Below are 19,613 nucleotides of genomic sequence, written 5' to 3' on the forward strand. Positions count from 1 at the left end.
CAGATGGAGAATCAATTGTAGAAAGAGCTCTTTTTGCATTAAATTACTACTTTGAAGGATGAATCAATAAATTTTATTTATTATAAATGTCTTAGTGAAAGGGTGGAATATTGAAGAAAAAATCCTGTTTATTATTTGTGGTATTGTTTAGTTTATTTTTAGTTGGTTGTAATGAAACAGTCACAGTAGATACTCATGAATCTAAAAAACCTGATGCAGCAGAAGTTTTAAGATTAGACAACCAAGCAGATATTTTCCAATGGGAAGGTAACATTTTAGAAACCAATATAGAATGGATCGATGAACTTGAACTCAATGAAGATAAATATATTGGTGAGATACAATTTAATGCAACTAAAGCTGATGGTTTTAAAAATGGTACAGCTAACCTTTTACCAATTGGTACAAAAATTTATTCATTAAAAGAACGTGATGATATTTTCATCGTGAAATATGAGAATGTGGTTAAACGATATTTAGTTCTATCTGAGGGCTGATTTACTAGAAGGGAGACGAACATGTTCATTCATGATACAGTTACAGATTTCACCGATAATTATCTGCCTACTATTGATCATTTAAAAAAATATTATGAAAAGCATGCGAGCCATTTTGAAGAATATTTTCGATATCATTGCCATAATGTAGATGAAAAAATGAAAATGGCTATTCCAAAGCACCAGGAAAATATTTCAATGTTAATTGAAATAAAAGATAAAATGCCTAAGCTTATTAGTGATATTGCAAGGGACTATGAACAGATGTACGATATCACATTTACAAAGGATGTACATTTAATTGTAGGTCTATATGGAAGTAATGCTTTTACTTACCGACAAATCATACCAGAAATTGCATTTTGCTTAGAAAAGCTTTCCCCTGAAGACCGCCATTTACAAATTATTATTGCTCATGAATTTGGGCACGCTTTACACCATTTACTATCCGAAAAAAGAGGTATTGATTGGGAAACAGTAGACTGGGAGAGCCCTTTCACTTGGCTTTTACAGGAAGGCATTGCAACGTATTTTTCTACAAAGGTAGTAAGTGCGAGGACAGATGAATATTTTGCGTTTCAGGAAGACTTAGAGTGGATAACATTTGCTACGAATAATAAACAAATAATTATGGAAGAGTTTTTAAGCGATATAACTTCACTTAATGCAAGAGCAGTATTTCTTGAATGGTTCTCTATTAATGGAGGTAAACGATTTGGTATTAATCGCTTAGCTTATTTTATCGCATACGAATTAATACAAAGCTGCCTTCAAGAACTAGCAGAATTGAATGTTATTACATTATGGCGAGACGTAAACTATAAAGATATTATTTATCAACAATTAACCATTATGGCAAAGAAAAATGGATGATACAAATATTAAGAGAATCTAGCCTTTCAAATCATTTTTTGAGGTCACTTTTCTTTTATTTTTAAAGGTGACCTTATTTTTTTAGCCCAGGGCGAAAGAAAAAGAAATTTCGTTTTTACTGCACTTTATCAAAACTTGTTAAATTAACAGAAAAAACTGATTTCATTTTTCGGAGTAAATGGTATGCTACTTAAAAGCCAGAAAAATGTTAGAAGAATGATTATGAAAAAATCATCTGTATATACTGAAAACTACGATGACAACCCCCGATGAATCATATGGATGAAACTATTGCAATTCCATTTGTGTACTACTATTTCAACCATTTAATTGCACGTGAACAAGCAACTGAAAGGAGAAATGATATTAATGAGAAATAAGAATCTTATTAGTATTTTATTATCAATATTTCTTTTTACCTGTTTAATAGCATTTATATATTTACTTTCTGCTTCTAGAGCTAGTTGGTGGATTATTATCATAATACTAATCCTAGTATTTTTTAAATTTCATTTGATATAAAACATGTGAGATTTAGCGAAGAAAAATTAGGATTGGTTATAGCGGGTGTTATAGCGTTTATATTGTTAAGTGTAATCTAAGAACACTGTATATAACATCAACAAAGCTAGGTTATCTCCTTGTGATAATTCTAACATCTTATCTCCCCTTTTAACTCTAAAACCGTTTATACTGCCACGTAAGTGACAAAAGAAAAGCCGCCAAGATTGGCAGCTGGATCTGAAGGTCTTGCACACTTTGTAGATTATTTAATAATTTGATTAATTTTTACTCCCCGAACCAAAGCCAATTATATATCCGTCCAAATCCCTAACCGAAAAATCCTTCCAAGTGCCCCAATCAAATTCTGATACTTTAGGTTCTGAAACGATCATTGCACCATTAGCTATAAATTCATCATATAAAGCGTCAAGTTCATTATGGGTCTTTACATAAGCGTAAGTATTCCAAGTACCTTTATTAGGTCTAACATCTTCCAAGTCTTTTGCTTGAACTAATTTAAACCCTAATCCAAAATCATCTCGAACCGCCCAATGTTCATTCACTTCACATCCCAATGCACTTTCGTAATATTTCTTAGATTTTTCAAAATCTGATACCAACAGTACTGTGAGGGAATTTTCAATCTTGACCTTTTTCATAAAATTTATCTGCCTCCTCTTTTATAAGATAACTAAACATTCTATCTATTTATCGATAATTCCTTCTACCGCTAAAAAACTATCCATCACGGAGTGGTCTTTCTCTTATATATAGTAGAGCTATTTAAAATTATTAAATTTGAAATTATTATTAAATGATTGCAATGTAAGCACCATCTTTTATAGCCCATAAATTATAATCGAAAATTTCATTCATTTAGTTTTATCGTTCATCTCATTAATTAGTTGAACAGCTTCATCAATATGAGACACATCCAAAATTTTCATGTCGATATTTTGTTCCTTTTGAATCTGTGTCGCTTCTTCTGCATTTTTAGTGGGGATAATCATGGAGGGTAAACCATATTTTTCTGCGATTAGAATTTTTTCTTTTAGTAACCCTATTGGTAATACGTCACCAGTTTCGCTTATTGCCCCAGTCACTGCAATTGCTACGTTGTTTTGTAAATCGCCTCGTATAATGAGTCCTGTTAGTGCTAGCCCTAACCCAGCACTATTTCCACCAATATTATCCTGATTAAAAAATTCATTAATACGTACATCTTCTTTACCTAGATAATGATTAACGTTGTCTTTCATTTGATCTGCTTCATTTCTCTGAAGATGAAGCCACTTTAATATTTGCTGGTTTTTGCTCTTGTAAAGAAAAAAATTCGTAATTTCATCCACATTTATAAAAGGAACTTGCTGTTTATTTAAAAGATCTTCAACAGATTGAATACTCTCCATAAATTGAAAATCTACTCTATTTACGCCAATTAAATAGATTTCACTACCTTTGGCCTGTAGTGGTTCTGTGTATATGTATGCGATATGAGAAGTTCCTTCATAAAATATAAGAGGGAATTCGAAACAAAATAGCAAGAACATAATGCAAGTAGCGAACGTGATTCTTCTTTTATATATTTTGTTTCTCAGTAAGATCCGAGCAATTAATACGATGATAAAATTAATCAATAGTATAGCAACAAAAGAAATTCCACCAATTACATCTTGAAGATACAAAAATAAAATTACACCATAATAGAGAAATATTAAAAAGATAGTCACGATATAAAGACAACTTCTTTTACAATTAGAAATATTCTTCACTCCTTACGTTAATTACTCGCCTATTTCCAAACTTTAGGACCTTAAATTTAATTTCACATCTCAGTTTATTTATTCCAGAAATCCCCTGATAATCCTTCTTATTTTAAAATCTTATATTCAAAAAATGAGTCATCTTCTATAGCTAGCATCGTTTTCAACAACTGAGTCCATTATAGATATTCACGTAAATAATTTCTTTAGTCTGCATAAAAAATTTCAATGTTTCAATCAACATTTCCTTATTCCCCACGTTTAGATTATTTTATATACTTTAGTTATCCACATTTTTTAAAAATTTCCTTAACAACAAAAAAGCGTTAACCCTTTTCGATTAACGCCCCCTTATGCTGAACAAAGTTCTACCAACCTTTAAAAATGGGTTTTTTCAGTCTCTTTTTGTCCTCTTCTTATATTTAATTACGCAATTGATTGAAAATCTAATAGGCAATACCTACACGCGATTTCACATATTCCTTGCTCTGAATTTGTTGATATGCAAACTCTGCGGTATCTGCTACAGATATTTCTACCCCACTATCCGGTAAAAAGTCTCGTTCGATACGATAAGTTCCTGTGTATTCACCATCAGGTAAGTATGTAGGGCAGACGATTGTCCAATCAGTGTCAGATTTCTTCATTAAATGATAGACTTTATGGTGCTCCTCTGCCGCAAAGGTTGATTTTCTTTTTGATTCGCTCGATTGATAACGTAAAATACTTGGTGTCTGTCGACTTTGTAGAATACCAGCCGTTCCAACAGTTATTATTCTTTTCACATGCTCTTTTTCCATTGCATCAAGGATTAGCGGCATACTTTCAGTTAATGTATTTGTGCCATCTGTGTTTAATGCACTCATCACAATGTCAACATTCGCCATAACATTTTCTATATCTTGTTTTTCTAATACATTCCCTTGTACAATATGTAAATTTTTATCATTTATTTGTAGCTTATTTTTTGGGTTACGAACTAAAGCTGTAACGCTATGTTCATCTCGTAACGCTAGTGAAACAATGTGGCTACCAACGCGCCCAGTTGCACCTAAAACTAAAATTCTCAGAATGATCACCTCTTTTCTTGATTATAGCACAAAGATTTTCCTTAACTATTTAGAGGTATCTAACCATCCTTAAGCGCGGTTAATGAACATCAATAAGTCTGAGATTAACGATAAACAATTGAAGATCATTAGTTTCCGCAATACTGTTGACGATATTTTGGATTTCGCTTTCTGTACTCTTTTCAAGTTTATCTAAATTATGTAATTGTATAGTGATTACTTGATTGTTTGGAGATTCAATTAAATAGCCTATTGTACTATCTGGAAAATAGCCTGCTGCTCGTAACGCTACTATAATTTTTTGTGTAAAATTCGTGTTTTGTAATTTTTCACCAATTTCTTCACTATAATTTGTATCGGGATTTTTTTGAATGGGTCTTTCAATTGAAGGCTGATTATACTTAATCAAGGCTGCAGTTATTACTATCAAGGAAAATAATATAACAATGCCTTTTAATAACCCTCTCATACATTCTCTCCATTTCATCTTTTTAATAGAATACGTTTATCTCAATCAATTATGTCTCGACATAATTGCGTCCGGAATCGGCTTTGTGCTTGCACAAAGCACTCCTTTCCGATTCCGTGACATCCGCCGGAGGCTTTAACTTCTTTCAGCGGATGTTTGGACACCCGCTGAAAGAAGTTAAATAATGAATGAATCCCACTTTCCCGGTATGCACTTCAAAAAGGTCTTTGTCTATTTATAATAAACTCCTTATAAAATTTGCCGGGCTAACATTTAAATAGCCTGGCAAATCTGTGTAAGGTAACGGAAATAATTCACCTTAAAAGTTTATTCGTATACGATGACTTTCACAACAGGTTCTAATTTTCCTAAATATGCATCTCCAACATAATCAACATCTATTACTATAGCTCGTGGCACGAAACGTTGAAGGCTTTCCAAAAGACGTGCGGTATTACGTCTTTTGACAAGCTGGAAAGGTGGAAGAGTGTCTAGTCTTAAACCAAAATCTCTGTAAAAAGGGCAAGATATTACGAAAGTAGATAATATGAAAGCTACATTTTGTAATATTTCATCAACGCCTGTAGCATTAAAATCAATATTGCTTGTGGCGGTCACTTGATGTGTCATCCTATCAACCTTTCTTCTACGATACATGGAAAGATGTCAGCAATCTTTCTTAATATGAGCTTTTCATCGAAAAAAGAGCACTTTGTTATTTATGCTAAATGCTCCAAAATTATGAACGAAGCACACATTCACTATTGTATGTATACGCTGCAATGTATCGCTAAACAATTGCACAGCGTCAGGTTCCACATTCATCCCGCTTCTTGATTGGATTTCACATGCTAATCACTATTTATCTTATTAGTGCATAATAAATTACATACAACCAACTTAAACAACCATGTATGATTGCCCATATAATTGAATGATTTACACTCCAAGAAATAGTAATAGCCAATACCGAGCCAAAGCTAATACCGCTCTTAATAACTGTTTTGTTTTCCATTTTCTTCACCTTCTTTACTTTTCTAATTTCGGAAGTATCCCTTCTCATCTTCATTCCCCCTAATCATGTCATCAATAGATGAATCACTGTAACATCTATTTAAGGATGCTTAATTTTTAAGGATGCTTAATTCCTTCTATATAGAAATGATTTCACTGCTAATAAAAATCGCAATGCACACGCCACTCGTTTAGTTCTGGATTAAAAAAGAAATAGAAATTTCCATTATCGACGATATTGAAATAAGCCTTTTCGTCTGAGGCGATCTGTAATACAAAGGGAAAGTCCTTACCGTAATCATGACCACTTTGGCAAAAAGCTGGATAGCCACCAATTTTATGAATTGCGTAAATTTCCTCTACGATATCATCGAAGTATTCAAAATCCTCCTCGTGCTCTAATCTCAAAATTTCATCCTCCACATCAGATGGAATCCCTCCTTCATCCCATGTCGGATAGTCATTATCAATATGTTTTGGAATAAGCGGGAAAGCGCGAATACGGTCATGCTGCCAATTTTGTTGGATTAACCCTTCTATAGATTTATATGCTCTTATTTCAAAAAAACGGCTCAGATCATCTTCTATGAGGTGATCAAATATTTCTTCATGGATAAATAACGTCAGAAGCTCAATATGCTTTAGTGATGCAGGTACAAAAGGAAGGTCTTTTAGAAATAATGTCGCTAGTGGCTGAAACCCTTGTGGCCATTGTTCCGTTGGCAATGACCATCCTACATAGCCAATCCAGCTTTCTAGTAGATCATGTGTAGGTCTAACCCCACCTGTTTTAAAGATTGTTGCCTTTCTTACTAGCTGTGACTTAATATCATCAATTTTCATTAACTGAACCCTCACTGCGACAAATACAATCTACGACATGATCATTAACCATCCCAGTTGCCTGCATAAATGAATAGCAAATCGTACTACCAACAAATTTAAAGCCGTCTTTTTTTAATTGCTTGCTCATTCGTTCACTAATTTCTGTTGTTGCAGGTACAGCTGCTATGGACGACCATTCATTGATGATTGGCTGATGATCCACAAAGCCCCAAATATATTCAGAGAAGGAGCCATATTTCTCCTGTATACGTAAAAAAGCTTGAGCATTCGTCACAACACTAGCAATTTTAAGCTTATTACGAACGATGCGAGAATCCTGACGAAGCTCCTGTAGCTTGTCATCCGTATAGAGAATGATCTTCGAAGCATCAAATTGGTCGAAAGCTGCACGGTAGCCCTCTCTTTTTTGTAAAATTGTCCACCAGCTAAGTCCAGCTTGTGCCCCCTCTAAACAGAGCATCTCAAATAAATGCTGATCATCATAGACAGGAATACCCCATTCCTTGTCATGATACTCAACATATAAAGGTTCATCTACCTTCACCCATTCACATCTTTTCATTTATATATCCTCCATTTTTATGTATCATTTTATCCCTGTTATACAAAGCCATCCTTTTTGTGTGTTTTCCCTTATCGTAACGGTTTGAAACCCAACACTTTCAAACAACTTCTTGATTTCAGATTTTGTTTTATAGGCTTTCATATGATAATTAATTTTGTAGAGCTCCGAAATTATAATAAACTTCCCATCGTCCTTCAACACTCTATATACTTCCTTCACATCATTTGCTAAATCTGGCCAAAAATAATGCGTTTGGAATGCTGTAATTGTATCGAAAAACTGATCCGTGTACGGAATGCTCGACACACTAGCTTGCGTCACGATCACTTTTCCATTTGCTACATCCTTTTGATTTGTTTTTATAGAGTCTTTGACAGATTGCGCAGAAAAGTCTATACCATAGATTTTACCACTTGGATTAATTTTCGATAAGGTTTGAAGTGTTTTTCCACCCCCACATCCAATATCTAATACAATATCGCCATCATTTATGGCTTCCTGTTTCATTAGCCAAGTATTCATACCACTATGTGCCTTATTCATAATTCGTAGCATCAGTGAGCCTACGAATCCTCTTGGTTTCTTAGCTTGCTCAATTAATCGTTGTAAAAGCGTCATTTCAAATTTCCCCTTTGTCGTTTTCACTTTTAAAATCTGCTGTGAATTAAGGATTAAGATGTCTTGTGTAGCTAACTTTGTTAAGGCTGCTTCCTTACTTTGATCTGTAGCACCTGCGACTGCATCCTCCACAACAGTTATAGCAAATTTTCTAGCTAGAGCCCCTTCCACTGTTGCAGTGACACAACATTCTATCGATTTCGCCTTGGCGTAATTGCGTCCGGATTTTGAATTGTGCTCGCACAATTCAAAATCCGTGAAATCCGCCGGAGGCTTTATCTTCATTCAGTAGGTGTTTGTACACCTACTGAATGAAGATAAACGCTCCCGTTACGATTAAGTCGTTTATACCATTACTATTTAAATACGTTATTAAGCTGGGATTACTAAATACATCCGCTTCCTTCTTTGAAAAATACACACCCTTGGCTTTTAATAGTCGTTCATCGAATTCAGCACCTTTACTGCCTTTTAACGCAGTAAATTTTCTTAAAAGATTCGAGAGTACATGCGTGCGCTCAAACTCATTTCTAATATAGATGATCGGAACATTTGACTTCTCAGCCCTTTTGATAAGGTCATTAATGCCATTTATAGTTGGCTCAATTTGATGCTTTGCTACAGTCATTCGAACTTGATCACTAAAGTAATCATTTTGAATATCAAGTACCATTAAAGCTTGCTTCAAAGCACTCCCCTCCCTATACTTGTCTATCTTGTCTCTTTACGTTCTGAACATTAAAAAAGTTTCAATTTTTTCCATTTAACAAGGAGGCTCGATATGATAAAAAAATCACAAGCGCTTCGTATTTAGTAAATACATAGCACTTGTGATTTTATTCATATATAAGTAGGAAAAAATAATAATAACAATCGTTTTGAACATGACAATTTGTCAATTCAATATATTCTTATAAAAAACGATATGTAATGAATCAAAAAGTCTAACTAATTTAAATATGTATTGTTTGAAATATTTCTTTCGCGCTCATCAATTACTAGGTGGATAATAAATGCAAGTTGTTGCTCAATTCGCATATTGTTAAGATGCAGGATGTCGGCAATTGCATTTTTTTGCTTCTCTTCTAATCCCACCTTCTCAAGCATTAACATAATTTCTTCTTTCGAAAGTCCAAACATACTTTTTTCACCTCTAATCCATCCATTTACTATTTTACAATCATTATTCATATTTCTCAAACAACGAACTAATACAACCATTTTATGAACCATTTTTACTGATTATAGGATATAACATGGAAATTAATCAATCCAAAATCTACATTAATTCAATAATAATTTAACCTCTAAAAAAGTCATTGTTATCAAATTAATAGTTTTCTAATGCAGTTAATATAACAAATCTTGTCATCTATTAATTCTATTATAAAAATAATAAGCCCTTTTGTCGAATTATAGCATTCTTCGTCACAGCTTATAAATCACAATAAGAAACCGTTTACATAACAATATGCTTAAGATTGTTATGAACAATGACAGCAGATAGAACACTCACTTTTTTAATATGTATTCATCTTAATTATACATTTCCCCTCGTTATTACAGTGCTTTTATCTCATAAAAAAAGTAATTTCAAAATAATTGAAACTACTTATCCTACTTTATTATTCGGTTATTACACTGTTTTATTAATATTATTCTTCAGAAGAGTTTTGTTAAATTTCTGTAAATTTTCAAGTGGTATTTGTAATTTACCATCCAGTTTTTGAATATTGTCTGTTTCTGCTTGATTTAATACAACGTGCTTTGCCTTGTCGCTAGTATTAACTGGCAAATAAACTATTCTCGACGATGCATCCGTCTTCCATATTGTTTCGTTTGTATACCCTTCGATAAATAACTGACTCTTCCCCTGTACAATAGCCGGTATTTTTACAGACGTTATATCTGTGTAAACCATCTCCAGTAAAGATTGATTGGACATCGCTAAAAATGGACGATCTGCTTTATCAATCATACAATGCTCAATACGCCCCATTGACTTATCAGACCAAACTATTGCATATGGGCCTTCATGACAGTTTTTAAAATCACTATTCGCAACTTCAAAAATAGCATCAATACAAGTAATCGCATTTCCGCTTATGTCTTCAAAAGTACAATTATCAGCAAATAGTCGAGCATTATTTATATAAAGGTGATGACTTTTGAGCTCTCGAATTGTTGTGTTCTGAAGCGTAATCTTGGCGTGATCATTGCCATAAATACCACCTGCCTGCCCAAATTGAATCATGCACTGATTAAGCTTTAGACCGCTTGAGTCAATAATAAAGTGAAATTGCGGGTGTTCTTGGAGATCACACTCTGTCATTGATACATCGGCTTCATTGACAACCGTAACTCCTGTTGCCTCTCCCTTTTCTATTCTACATGTACGAAACTCCGCTTTACTATTTTCAATTAACAACTGTGACTTCACATGTCGATGGATCTTACAATCATACATTATCGCCTTAGATTTCTCGCCAAGATAAATGCCATTCCCTACTCCATCAGAAAAGATAGTATCCGTCACCACCAACTCACTTTGATGAACAACTAGGTGCGTGTCTTGATGTTGCTTGATTTCACAGCCATCCATCGTTAGTTTCGAGCTATCGAAAACTTGCATCCCTACATCTTGCCCTTGGTGAATAAGTGTATTGGTCATTGAAATTGAACTGGAGGCAGCAACGATTTGCGCCTTTTGATGTCCATGAATTTCACAATCCGTCATCTCCATTTTTACATCCTGTATTGCAAAAATGCCATTCGTTCGTCCTTCCAACAGCATACAATTTGTCAATGCGATATCACTTTTTTGCACAGAGATTTGAGCCTTTACATGATGCTGGATAGTCGTATCCACAAGAATAACGCTCGAACCATTATCAATACGTAAGCCAAAATGATTGACAGGGCTCGCTAAAATATCAACATTTTTCATCATTAAACTACCGAAGCTTACGGTCACTTGTGCCTGCACCATTTGCTGCTCAATGACACAGTTTTCTAGCTGTAAATCTCCCTTTACATAAATACCCTGCCCTTGAGTAAAACGCAAATTTCGCATATTTACAAGTGTCTGATAGCGGATAAACACGCCACCTTTAATGGTCACATTCCCCACTCCATAAAGTGTAAGCCTTTTGGAAATTTCGAAGCTCTCTTCGTATATCCCATCCCGGATTTCAATAAAATCTCCCGGCTCTGCCTCTTGAATCGCCTGCCCAATGCTTTGGTATCGGTGCATAATACCTCTTTTTACAACAAGTGTCGCCATCTCCACACTCCTATTGTCGGTTTTATTTTATTTATATCCCCATTGAACTTCCTATTATTCAATTTTGTACAAATAATTTACAACCGGTTTTTATTTAGAGCAAAGACAATACTATTTTGAGAAAGGAATATTTATATCCTCTATTTCATCCTCCCATCTAAACCACGTAATAAAAAACCAGCAATTAAACGATTCTCTCGTCAATTGCTGGTTTAACAGATTTTCAATTTTCGGTGTAGCATTTACTAATTGTACTTATTATGATTCCGCATAGTTCAGAATTCCAACAGCCTTCATTACAATTTAAATTTCCCAACGAGGTCGTTGAGTTTCTCTGCCATGTCCGCTAAATTGGCTGAACTGTTTTTGATTTCATCCATAGAGCTGGCTGCTTGTTCGATCGTTGCAGAAGTTTCTTGTATGCCTGCAGCGGATTGTTCTGATACAGCAGCAATTTCGTCCACTGATTTATGAATATTGACAGTGTTTTGGACTACGTCATCTAGCTTTGTCGTCATGCTATCAATGTTTGTTGACATCGAATAAACTGCCTCTGCAATGTGGCCGAATGTTTCATTTGTAGATGCAATTTGAGTTGTACCTTTTTCAACCTCTTGATAACCGTTTTCCAGTGAAGATGTCACCATGTTAGATTCTTGTTGGATTTTTTGTACAATACCCGTGATATCGTCCACTGAGACGGCTACTTGTTCAGCAAGTTTACGAACCTCATCTGCAACGACCGCAAATCCTTTACCATGCTCCCCTGCTCGGGCCGCTTCGATAGCTGCATTAAGCGCCAGTAAATTCGTTTGTGCGGCAATTTCCTGAATCACTGCCACGATTTTTGAAATTTCCTGTGTTTGTTTACTTAGTTCGTCTACCTTATATACAGCATCCTTCACAATATGATGAATGGATGCCATTTGCTCCGTAGATGCGTTCATTAAACCTTGGCCCTCTTTCGTTAAAGCCATGACATTTTGGGAATATTGCTGAACATCCGTACTGCTATTATTGACATCTGTCATCTTTAAGGTGAAATCTGTCATTGTTGTCGCTACATCTGATGCATTACTTGCCTGCACTTCTGTGCCACTTGCGATTTCAGTGACTGTGTCGACAATTTGTTCCGTACCAGTTTTTACCTCTGTCGCTGATTGCATGAGCTCTTCACTATGCGCAGCTACGTCATTGGAGACTGTTTGAATTTGCTTTAATAAACGGTTCAAAATATCGGACATCGTATTTGTCGCTTCTGTAAGCTGCCCTACTTCATCTTTGGATTTCACAACAAGTGCAGGCTCACTTAAATCACCTTCAGTAATTCGTTGCATACGATTTGTCACAGCGATGATTGGTCTTGAAATGATACGAGCACTTAACAATGCAATCATGATGGAAACGATAACAATTACAACACCGACGATTATACCTGTAAGCTGCTTAGTCTCGCCTGCGCTGACAATGTCTGCACCAGTCGCATTAATCGATTGCTTACGATGCTCTGCTAACCCCTCAAAGCCTTCACGTATTTCCGTAGCCTTATCACTCATAGTTGCTAAATTTTTTATTGCTTGTTCAATTTGACCATGATCATAAACAGTAAATACTTCTTTTTCAACATAACTACTCCATTCTTTAGACATTTCCGCAAATTTGTTGAAATCACCTGTCTCTGATATTGCTAAACGTAGTTTCTCATTCTCATCAGCACGCTTGACATTATCTTCAAAAATTTTCTTATACTTTTCATCACCAGAAAGTACATATCCTCTAGCTGCCGCAATTCTTAGCCCAATGGTCTGGGCTTCCTCATAATCTGAAATTAGTAATTGCATTTCTTCATCAATAATTTGTTCCGTTGCGTTGTTGCTTTGCTGGACTGCATAAAAATTGTAACCAATGTATAAAACCACTACTGCTACTACAATGCTGAAGGAAAAAACGATTCTTTTACTAATTGACTTAAAATTCATTTCAAATTCTCCTTATTTTCCAAATGCAATCTAATGTGCCTTGTTATCAATTATGCCTCGGCATAATTCCGTGACATCCGCCGGAGGCTTAACTTCTTTCAGCAGATGCTTGGACACCCGCTGAAAGAAGTGAAATTTTGCACACCATTAGTAATCTAACACTCCTAAGCCAGCTTTGGATTGATTTGGAATTTTTCCTGAATTAAACGAAATAACTAGTTAATTTTTGTGTAATTTTTAGCGGATTATAAAATCTATAGATTTCAGACAGACGGACTACCCCTAAAATACAAAGTAGGTCTTTTGATACAAAAAAATGGAACAGCCTCAAAAGTAAGCTGTTCCTTCTATTAAAATATTAATCCCAATAATTAAACATAACATCTCCGATTGTTTTACTGTCAAAGTGTGAAATGTATTTCCATTCCACCTCAGATAAGCTGTGCAGCTTCTTATCCTGGGTCAACAATGTATTTAGTGTATCGGCAGTAAGGCATTTACGCATCGGAAAATATTTGTGTAATTGAGCTTTTGTTAAAAATTGAAAGCTTAGCTCTTCATCAAACTTAGCAAATGCAATATAAGGCATCAGCCTATGATGAAGAATCGTCAAACGTTCATCTTCCAGTTGAATTAATCCTTGCATATAAACAAAATGAGGTTGATCAATAAATTGTAAAGCTTTTGCTCGTTGTTCACTTGTAACTAAATGATAAACCATCGACTGGAAAGATCGCATATCCTGTTCAATTAGATGGTCTGCATCAAAACCTGAAATCCCTTTAGTTAATCGCAACGAATCACCCCTTTATTAGTGTGTCTATATGACCTTCTAGTAAAGATAGGCAGATTCCTTCAATAAGGATCTATTTTCTTGTTATTTGATAGTCTATTTCTAAAAAAGGAGACGGAAAAAACGTATCTTGTGTACAGCCAATAGAGTTGTTTCATACCACTGTTCATGCAGTTTAGGGTTTTGGGTATAATTCCAAGCCTCGTCGATAGGTGTTCGTATATCCACCTCCACATAAATAGGCTTTTTCTTCATCTATATTTCCTCCTTAAAACAAGCTTATTGGTTATTTCAGTTTACTTTCTATAAACTTCCATAACTCCCACTCTATTAATGGTATTATAGCAATAAATTAATTTTTAACCATAAATTGGACTTTATCTATTAAATTGGAACAACACAATAAGTTTGGGATGACACTTGTATATAAGTTGATTGGAGTGAAGACTGAGCGACTTCTTTGTGATTAGCGATAGAGGAACGAAGGCTAAAAACATTACGTCCTGTGATAACGCCTACGTGAACAACTTCGTATTGGCCCGAGACCCTGCAGCGACGCGGATGTTTTCTGTGCGAAAGCGAAGCGACAACAACAACAACAACAACAACAAAAGTGGCTCATCGGACGCCCCCAGTCGGAACGGAAATCATCCCCCACGTTCTGGTGATGACCCACTTAATTCTATAAAATAAAAAAAGTTGAATCGAAATGATGGTTTGCCAAGTCTAATAGTCGGAAGGAGGCGATTTTCATTACTACAAAGCAAGAATCATTAGTACAGCTAGCACAAAACGGAGATGAACAAGCTTTTTATCAGCTTATTGAGCAGGAGCAACATAAGTTATATCGAATGGCCTATGTTTATGTACAAAATGAAAATGACGCCGTAGAAGTTTTTCAACAGACCATTATCCGTGCATATGAGGGTTTACCTAAATTAAACGACCCTCTATATTTTTCTACCTGGTTAACGCGCATTATTATTAATTGCTGTAAAACTTATCTTGCAAAGAAAAACTCTGTACAGCTTGTAGAACCACATACATTAGAGGATCTCAATAGTACATCACCTACATATATCGAAGAAGAACTTGATTTATGGCATTCTCTCTGCAAGCTAGAGGAAAAATACAAAACGGTTTTACTATTACGTTTTTATCAAGACTACTCGGTAAAAGATATTGCAGCGATTTTACAATGTCCTGAGGGTACTGTGAAAACACATATTCGCCGAGGCTTACAAGCTTTACGACAACAATTAAAGGGGGCATATATAGATGAATGGGTTCAATCCGTTGAAAGGAGTTATTAATGCGATTCCAATTCCCGAAGGACGTTTAACAGAAGTGTTACGCATCGAAGGGATGTCAAAAATCTTTCAGCAAAAGCATCATACGGTCAATGCATTGAAAAATATCCATTGTACGATTTATCAAGGTGAAATGGTGGCCATTATGGGGACGAGTGGTTCTGGTAAAAGTACACTGCTCAATATGATTAGCGCCATCGATGAACCGACTGAAGGAGCGTTATTCTTATTTGGAAAGGAAGCGCATGATATTTATCAAGAGCCAAAAGCATCGAAATTCCGCAAAGAGAATATCGGCTTTATCTTCCAATCATTCCATCTGTTGAAGGATTTGTCAGTTGAAGATAATATTGCGCTCCCTCTTATCCTCAATGATGTACCGAGTAAAGAGATCAAAGTACGCGTACAGCAAATGATGGAAAAGCTTAATATTGCTGCATGGGCAAAACATCGACCAAATGAGCTTTCTGGTGGTCAAAAGCAACGAGTGGCCATAGCCCGCGCTATTATTGCAAATCCACCAATATTGCTGGCAGATGAGCCGACGGGTGCTTTGGATGTGAATACGACAGATGAAATTTTAGGGCTGTTAGTAGACTTGCAAAAAAATATGAATCAAACCATGTTACTCGTGACACATGATCCTTATGTTGCGACTTATGCAAATCGTGTTTTATTCTTCCATGATGGTGCCATTGTGGATTCCTATCAAAATACGCAAACAGCTGAGGATTTAGATTGTATTTTAGCGAAGTTCAAGCTGATTACTAGAGGTGATGTGTAATGTTTACGATGCGTACCATTGCTCTGAAGCTATTTCGTGCAGCATGGGCCAATGTATTAACGAGTATTAGTATTATCACCATTTCCATTTGCCTTGTCATGACAATGAGTGTTTACATATGGAATGCCCATAGTCAAATGAAAGAAGACATACAAGCATTATATGGCGAAATGGATTTAATGGTCGGCTATAACCCCGATCAAAATAGGCTGTTAACTTCACAGCAAATCGAAAATTTCGAAGCAATGCCTGGTATTACAAAAGTTTCGAGTGTGTCACTAGCTCAAACAAATGTTGAGAATGAGAAAAATACATCATTTTATACAGTTGGTGTGGAAAACGACGACTTAGTGAAAAGCCGCTATCATTTTAATGTCGATCTTGGCCCGAACGAAGTTGTGATTGCTGAAAATGTGGCACGTCTTTTCCACAAAGAGGTCGGCGATACGCTAAACGTTACTTTCAATAAAACGGTTGGAGACTCTGTTGAAGCAAATACTGGCAACTTTACGATACAAGAAATCCTTCCACCCCTTAAAGGTACAGATAGTCCTAATTTTATCCTTATGCAAAATGATGAGTTGAAAACTTGGATGAATAATAGTAATGCACAAACAGCCGGTATGTTTGCACTCATTAAAACGGAAGATAATATGGCTACCTTAGTTGGTACAGATTTGAAACAGCTTGATGAATCATTACGTGTAGATGTCATGAGTGACTATGATGAATTTAAGAGAAATTTACAAGCATTAATCATTTTTATGGTTGTACTTTCATTCTTCATACTACTTATTTCAAGTGTCTTACTGCTGTCAACGTTCCAGCTATTATTTTACAAAATTAAAGAACAGCTTATGGTATTTCGTGCACTTGGAGCCTCTACCAAGCAAGTAGGACGCATTGTACAATTGCAATTATCTTCAATCATTGGATTTGGCGTATTACTAGGGACAGCGGTCAGTTTATTGGTGATAAAAAGTTGGCTACCACAACTCATTAGCTTGATGAAAATGCCAGATGCAAAAACTGATTTACCTATTATCTTTGTGTTGGTGATTGCTATTGTAAGCTTTTTATTGCTCCAGCTAATCACACAGTGGCAAGTTCATAAAAGCTCAAGTCTATTACCTTTACAAATCGCAACAGAGAATGAAAATTTAAGTTTACGATGGACAAAATGGAAAACGATTGTTGTAAGTGGCGTTGCGTTCATATCCCTATTCTTGTTTTTGAATGCTTATCAAATCGGAAAAAATAGTGGACAAGGGGCACTCATGATTTTAATTGGCACATTACTTGTCAGTGGAATTTTCCTTTATATAATGCCATACCTCTTTACAGCACTATTCAAAATTACATTGAAGCCTATTCGTACTGTGCTCGGCAAAGAAGCCTACTTAGCGTGTCAGCAGCTTATGCCACAGGTACGAAGGAATATGCCGATTATACTTAGCATTATCGGGTTAATGGTCATTTTAATATTTGGTAGCTCTTTATTTAAATCTGCTCAGCAAAGCTCCTATGAGTATATTAACTCTCAATATGAAACATCGATTAAAATTGATAATGAATTAAATGACCCAACCATTACACCTGCTCTAATAAAAGAAATTGAGGCATTGCCGAGTGTGGCCTATGCCTATGCACGAAGTGAAGCACCTTGGATCGCGCTTGAAGGCGAAAATGGCTGGGAAGAAGGTAGTAACTTCGAGGCCATTGATGTTGAAAAATACGTCCAATTAAAAAAGCTTGATGCTGTTAAAGGAGATTTGAAAAATGGAGTGATCATTACAGAAAGATTTGCTAGAAAACATCAATTAGCAGTTGGTGATCGTATAATGGCAGGGACATTTGATGAAACACTTCAACAAAATGTGTCAATTGGTGAATTGCTAGTAATTGATGTAGCTCTTGATTCTTATAATAAATATATAGATTTATTTATGGATTGGTCCTCTTTTATAGTATCTTCTGATTCAACTATCATTACAAACATAATGGTGGAAGCAGATGATACAGAGCAGGCATTAGCTGATCTCTCATACTTACAAGAGCGTTGGCCAGCTTTAAAAATTACTGATAAAGAGACATTTATCAAACAAAATGATGAAATGACCTTCCAGCGCTGGAGCCTGTTTGTTGGAGTCTTTGTTATTTTAATTTCTGCTACTTGTCTCGGCGTATTGCAAACACTGCTTCACTCCATTCACTCAAAACGTGCCGATTATGCGATTCAGCGCCTTATAGGTCTTTCACCTCGAGGGTTAATCAAGCTGATTTTGACGCAAGTGTTATCCTTTGTACTTTATGGACTGGCTGTTGGGACATTTCTTGGACTTCTAGTTACAAAATTAATGTTCACGATTGACAAAGGAACTTATGACTTCGTTACATTAGGTGTTACGAGTATCGTCTTTTTAGGCGCTACTCTCATTGTCTTTACGCTACAAGGTTTCTGGATTAGTCGTAAAAAATTGGCAAATGAAATGATTGATATTTAAATGAAAGCAGACCCTCTTATGTAGCAGAGGGTCTGTTTTTCATTTATCGCGCAAATTTTTCAGTTTATCGCCCTATTTTTCTGATTTATCGCCCAACTTTTTCAGTTTATCGGAAACTTCTTCAAAATTATCGACATCTTACGCGCCTACAAACAACACGGCCTGTCCGATCGCAATAAAAAAAGCTTCATGCTGTATTGGGCTGTTATCTTCAATTTGCAAGGTAATCTCAAAATGAGTCTCACAAAAAATAGCCTGCCAGCGTGCAATCGGCTGATTATCTAGAGAAAATACGGACCAGTCCTCCATTTCCTTGTTCAGTTTTATAGTTTGAACATCATCCGTGATGATTAAGTCAGGAATCATAATTTGCCAGCCATCATAGGCAATCATATACTCTTTGCCTGTGACGAAATCCTTCCCTTTGAAATGCACTCGCCCACGACGCGACATCTTCTTACATGTGAAAAGAGGCTGACCGACGACATCGCTGACATCGAAACGTACAAAATAGCGATAGTCCATTGTGCGGTCAAAAGCCTTTTTCAATCCATTCGAATAAACACGTTGAACCGTAGAAGATACTTCTCCCACTTCATTTAAAATGGCTACTGCCTCTGTTGATTCAATTGCCGCTGGTTGTTTATATGTATAAATCTTCAATCCGTTCGCTCCTTCATTCAGTTGCTTCCTATAAACTAACATAAAATAAGCGCCAAATACAAAGGTTGTATTTGACGC

General features: G+C 35.6%; 20 protein-coding genes and 1 pseudogene. 5 read left to right on the forward strand and 16 right to left on the reverse strand.

The genetic code is table 11. The features are described 5' to 3' along the window. The first annotated feature begins 110 nt into the window (after positions 1-110). A complete protein-coding gene (locus ABH968_RS20110; RefSeq protein WP_370046854.1) occupies positions 111-497 on the forward strand; it encodes a hypothetical protein in 387 nt (128 codons plus the stop codon). Between the two features lie 21 nt (positions 498-518). Next, positions 519-1,370 (forward strand): hypothetical protein, encoded by an 852-nt coding sequence (locus ABH968_RS20115; RefSeq protein WP_370046855.1) that lies wholly within the window; start codon positions 519-521, stop codon positions 1,368-1,370. Between the two features lie 782 nt (positions 1,371-2,152). Here ABH968_RS20115 and ABH968_RS20120 read toward each other — a convergent pair. The 15 genes and pseudogenes from ABH968_RS20120 to ABH968_RS27870 form a co-directional block, all read right to left on the reverse strand. Continuing rightward, on the reverse strand, positions 2,153-2,533 hold the full coding sequence (locus ABH968_RS20120; RefSeq protein WP_370046857.1) for a VOC family protein: 381 nt from the start codon (positions 2,531-2,533) through the stop codon (positions 2,153-2,155). A 213-nt stretch (positions 2,534-2,746) separates the two neighbouring features. Beyond that, positions 2,747-3,283, reverse strand: coding sequence for a S16 family serine protease (locus tag ABH968_RS20125; protein ID WP_370046858.1), 537 nt, complete (start codon positions 3,281-3,283; stop codon positions 2,747-2,749). A gap of 800 nt (positions 3,284-4,083) precedes the next feature. Next, positions 4,084-4,707 (reverse strand): NAD(P)-dependent oxidoreductase, encoded by a 624-nt coding sequence (locus ABH968_RS20130; RefSeq protein WP_370046941.1) that lies wholly within the window; start codon positions 4,705-4,707, stop codon positions 4,084-4,086. 79 nt (positions 4,708-4,786) lie between these two features. Next, on the reverse strand, positions 4,787-5,176 hold the full coding sequence (locus ABH968_RS20135; protein WP_370046860.1) for a hypothetical protein: 390 nt from the start codon (positions 5,174-5,176) through the stop codon (positions 4,787-4,789). Between the two features lie 327 nt (positions 5,177-5,503). After that, positions 5,504-5,806 carry a hypothetical protein gene (locus ABH968_RS20140; RefSeq protein ID WP_370046862.1) on the reverse strand — a complete coding sequence of 101 codons (303 nt, stop codon included), beginning with the start codon at positions 5,804-5,806 and terminating at the stop codon, positions 5,504-5,506. 232 nt (positions 5,807-6,038) lie between these two features. Further along, on the reverse strand, positions 6,039-6,239 hold the full coding sequence (locus ABH968_RS20145) for a hypothetical protein (protein WP_370046864.1): 201 nt from the start codon (positions 6,237-6,239) through the stop codon (positions 6,039-6,041). Between the two features lie 110 nt (positions 6,240-6,349). Further along, a complete protein-coding gene (locus ABH968_RS20150; RefSeq protein WP_370046866.1) occupies positions 6,350-7,033 on the reverse strand; it encodes a DUF1963 domain-containing protein in 684 nt (227 codons plus the stop codon). Continuing rightward, on the reverse strand, positions 7,023-7,598 hold the full coding sequence (locus ABH968_RS20155; protein ID WP_370046867.1) for a DNA-3-methyladenine glycosylase I: 576 nt from the start codon (positions 7,596-7,598) through the stop codon (positions 7,023-7,025). The genes ABH968_RS20150 and ABH968_RS20155 overlap by 11 nt, the downstream gene beginning before the upstream one ends. Before the next feature lie 24 nt (positions 7,599-7,622). Beyond that, on the reverse strand, positions 7,623-8,219 hold the full coding sequence (locus tag ABH968_RS20160; RefSeq protein ID WP_370046943.1) for a class I SAM-dependent methyltransferase: 597 nt from the start codon (positions 8,217-8,219) through the stop codon (positions 7,623-7,625). Positions 8,220-8,523: 304 nt separating this feature from the next. After that, positions 8,524-8,907: a cysteine hydrolase family protein gene (locus ABH968_RS20165; RefSeq protein WP_370046869.1), complete on the reverse strand. Its 384-nt coding sequence runs from the start codon at positions 8,905-8,907 to the stop codon at positions 8,524-8,526. A 260-nt stretch (positions 8,908-9,167) separates the two neighbouring features. Then, positions 9,168-9,359, reverse strand: a complete 192-nt coding sequence (locus tag ABH968_RS20170) for a hypothetical protein (RefSeq protein ID WP_370046870.1) — start codon at positions 9,357-9,359, stop codon at positions 9,168-9,170. A 496-nt stretch (positions 9,360-9,855) separates the two neighbouring features. Then, the gene (locus ABH968_RS20175) at positions 9,856-11,502 is read right to left on the reverse strand and encodes a right-handed parallel beta-helix repeat-containing protein (RefSeq protein WP_370046872.1); all 1,647 of its coding nucleotides are present in this window, start codon (positions 11,500-11,502) and stop codon (positions 9,856-9,858) included. 296 nt (positions 11,503-11,798) lie between these two features. Next, the gene (locus ABH968_RS20180) at positions 11,799-13,481 is read right to left on the reverse strand and encodes a methyl-accepting chemotaxis protein (protein WP_370046874.1); all 1,683 of its coding nucleotides are present in this window, start codon (positions 13,479-13,481) and stop codon (positions 11,799-11,801) included. Between the two features lie 358 nt (positions 13,482-13,839). Further along, positions 13,840-14,277, reverse strand: coding sequence for a hypothetical protein (locus tag ABH968_RS20185; RefSeq protein WP_370046876.1), 438 nt, complete (start codon positions 14,275-14,277; stop codon positions 13,840-13,842). 156 nt (positions 14,278-14,433) lie between these two features. Next, positions 14,434-14,529: pseudogene (locus tag ABH968_RS27870) on the reverse strand (DoxX-like family protein); the annotation flags it as partial. A 596-nt stretch (positions 14,530-15,125) separates the two neighbouring features. Here ABH968_RS27870 and ABH968_RS20195 point away from each other — a divergent pair. The 3 genes from ABH968_RS20195 to ABH968_RS20205 are packed head-to-tail and all read left to right on the forward strand — an operon-like array spanning position 15,126 to position 18,872. Continuing rightward, a complete protein-coding gene (locus ABH968_RS20195; protein ID WP_370046878.1) occupies positions 15,126-15,587 on the forward strand; it encodes a sigma-70 family RNA polymerase sigma factor in 462 nt (153 codons plus the stop codon). A 52-nt stretch (positions 15,588-15,639) separates the two neighbouring features. Continuing rightward, a complete protein-coding gene (locus ABH968_RS20200) occupies positions 15,640-16,368 on the forward strand; it encodes an ABC transporter ATP-binding protein (RefSeq protein WP_370046944.1) in 729 nt (242 codons plus the stop codon). After that, a complete protein-coding gene (locus tag ABH968_RS20205; RefSeq protein WP_370046880.1) occupies positions 16,368-18,872 on the forward strand; it encodes an ABC transporter permease in 2,505 nt (834 codons plus the stop codon). Before ABH968_RS20200 ends, ABH968_RS20205 begins: the two co-directional genes overlap by 1 nt. A 138-nt stretch (positions 18,873-19,010) precedes the next feature. Here the strand turns inward: ABH968_RS20205 and ABH968_RS20210 are convergent, their stop codons facing one another. Next, the gene (locus ABH968_RS20210) at positions 19,011-19,535 is read right to left on the reverse strand and encodes a tubby C-terminal domain-like protein (RefSeq protein WP_370046881.1); all 525 of its coding nucleotides are present in this window, start codon (positions 19,533-19,535) and stop codon (positions 19,011-19,013) included. Between the last annotated feature and the right edge of the window lie 78 nt (positions 19,536-19,613).

Origin of the sequence: Lysinibacillus sp. RC79, assembly GCF_041262405.1 — a bacterium.
Lineage (GTDB): Bacteria > Bacillota > Bacilli > Bacillales_A > Planococcaceae > Lysinibacillus.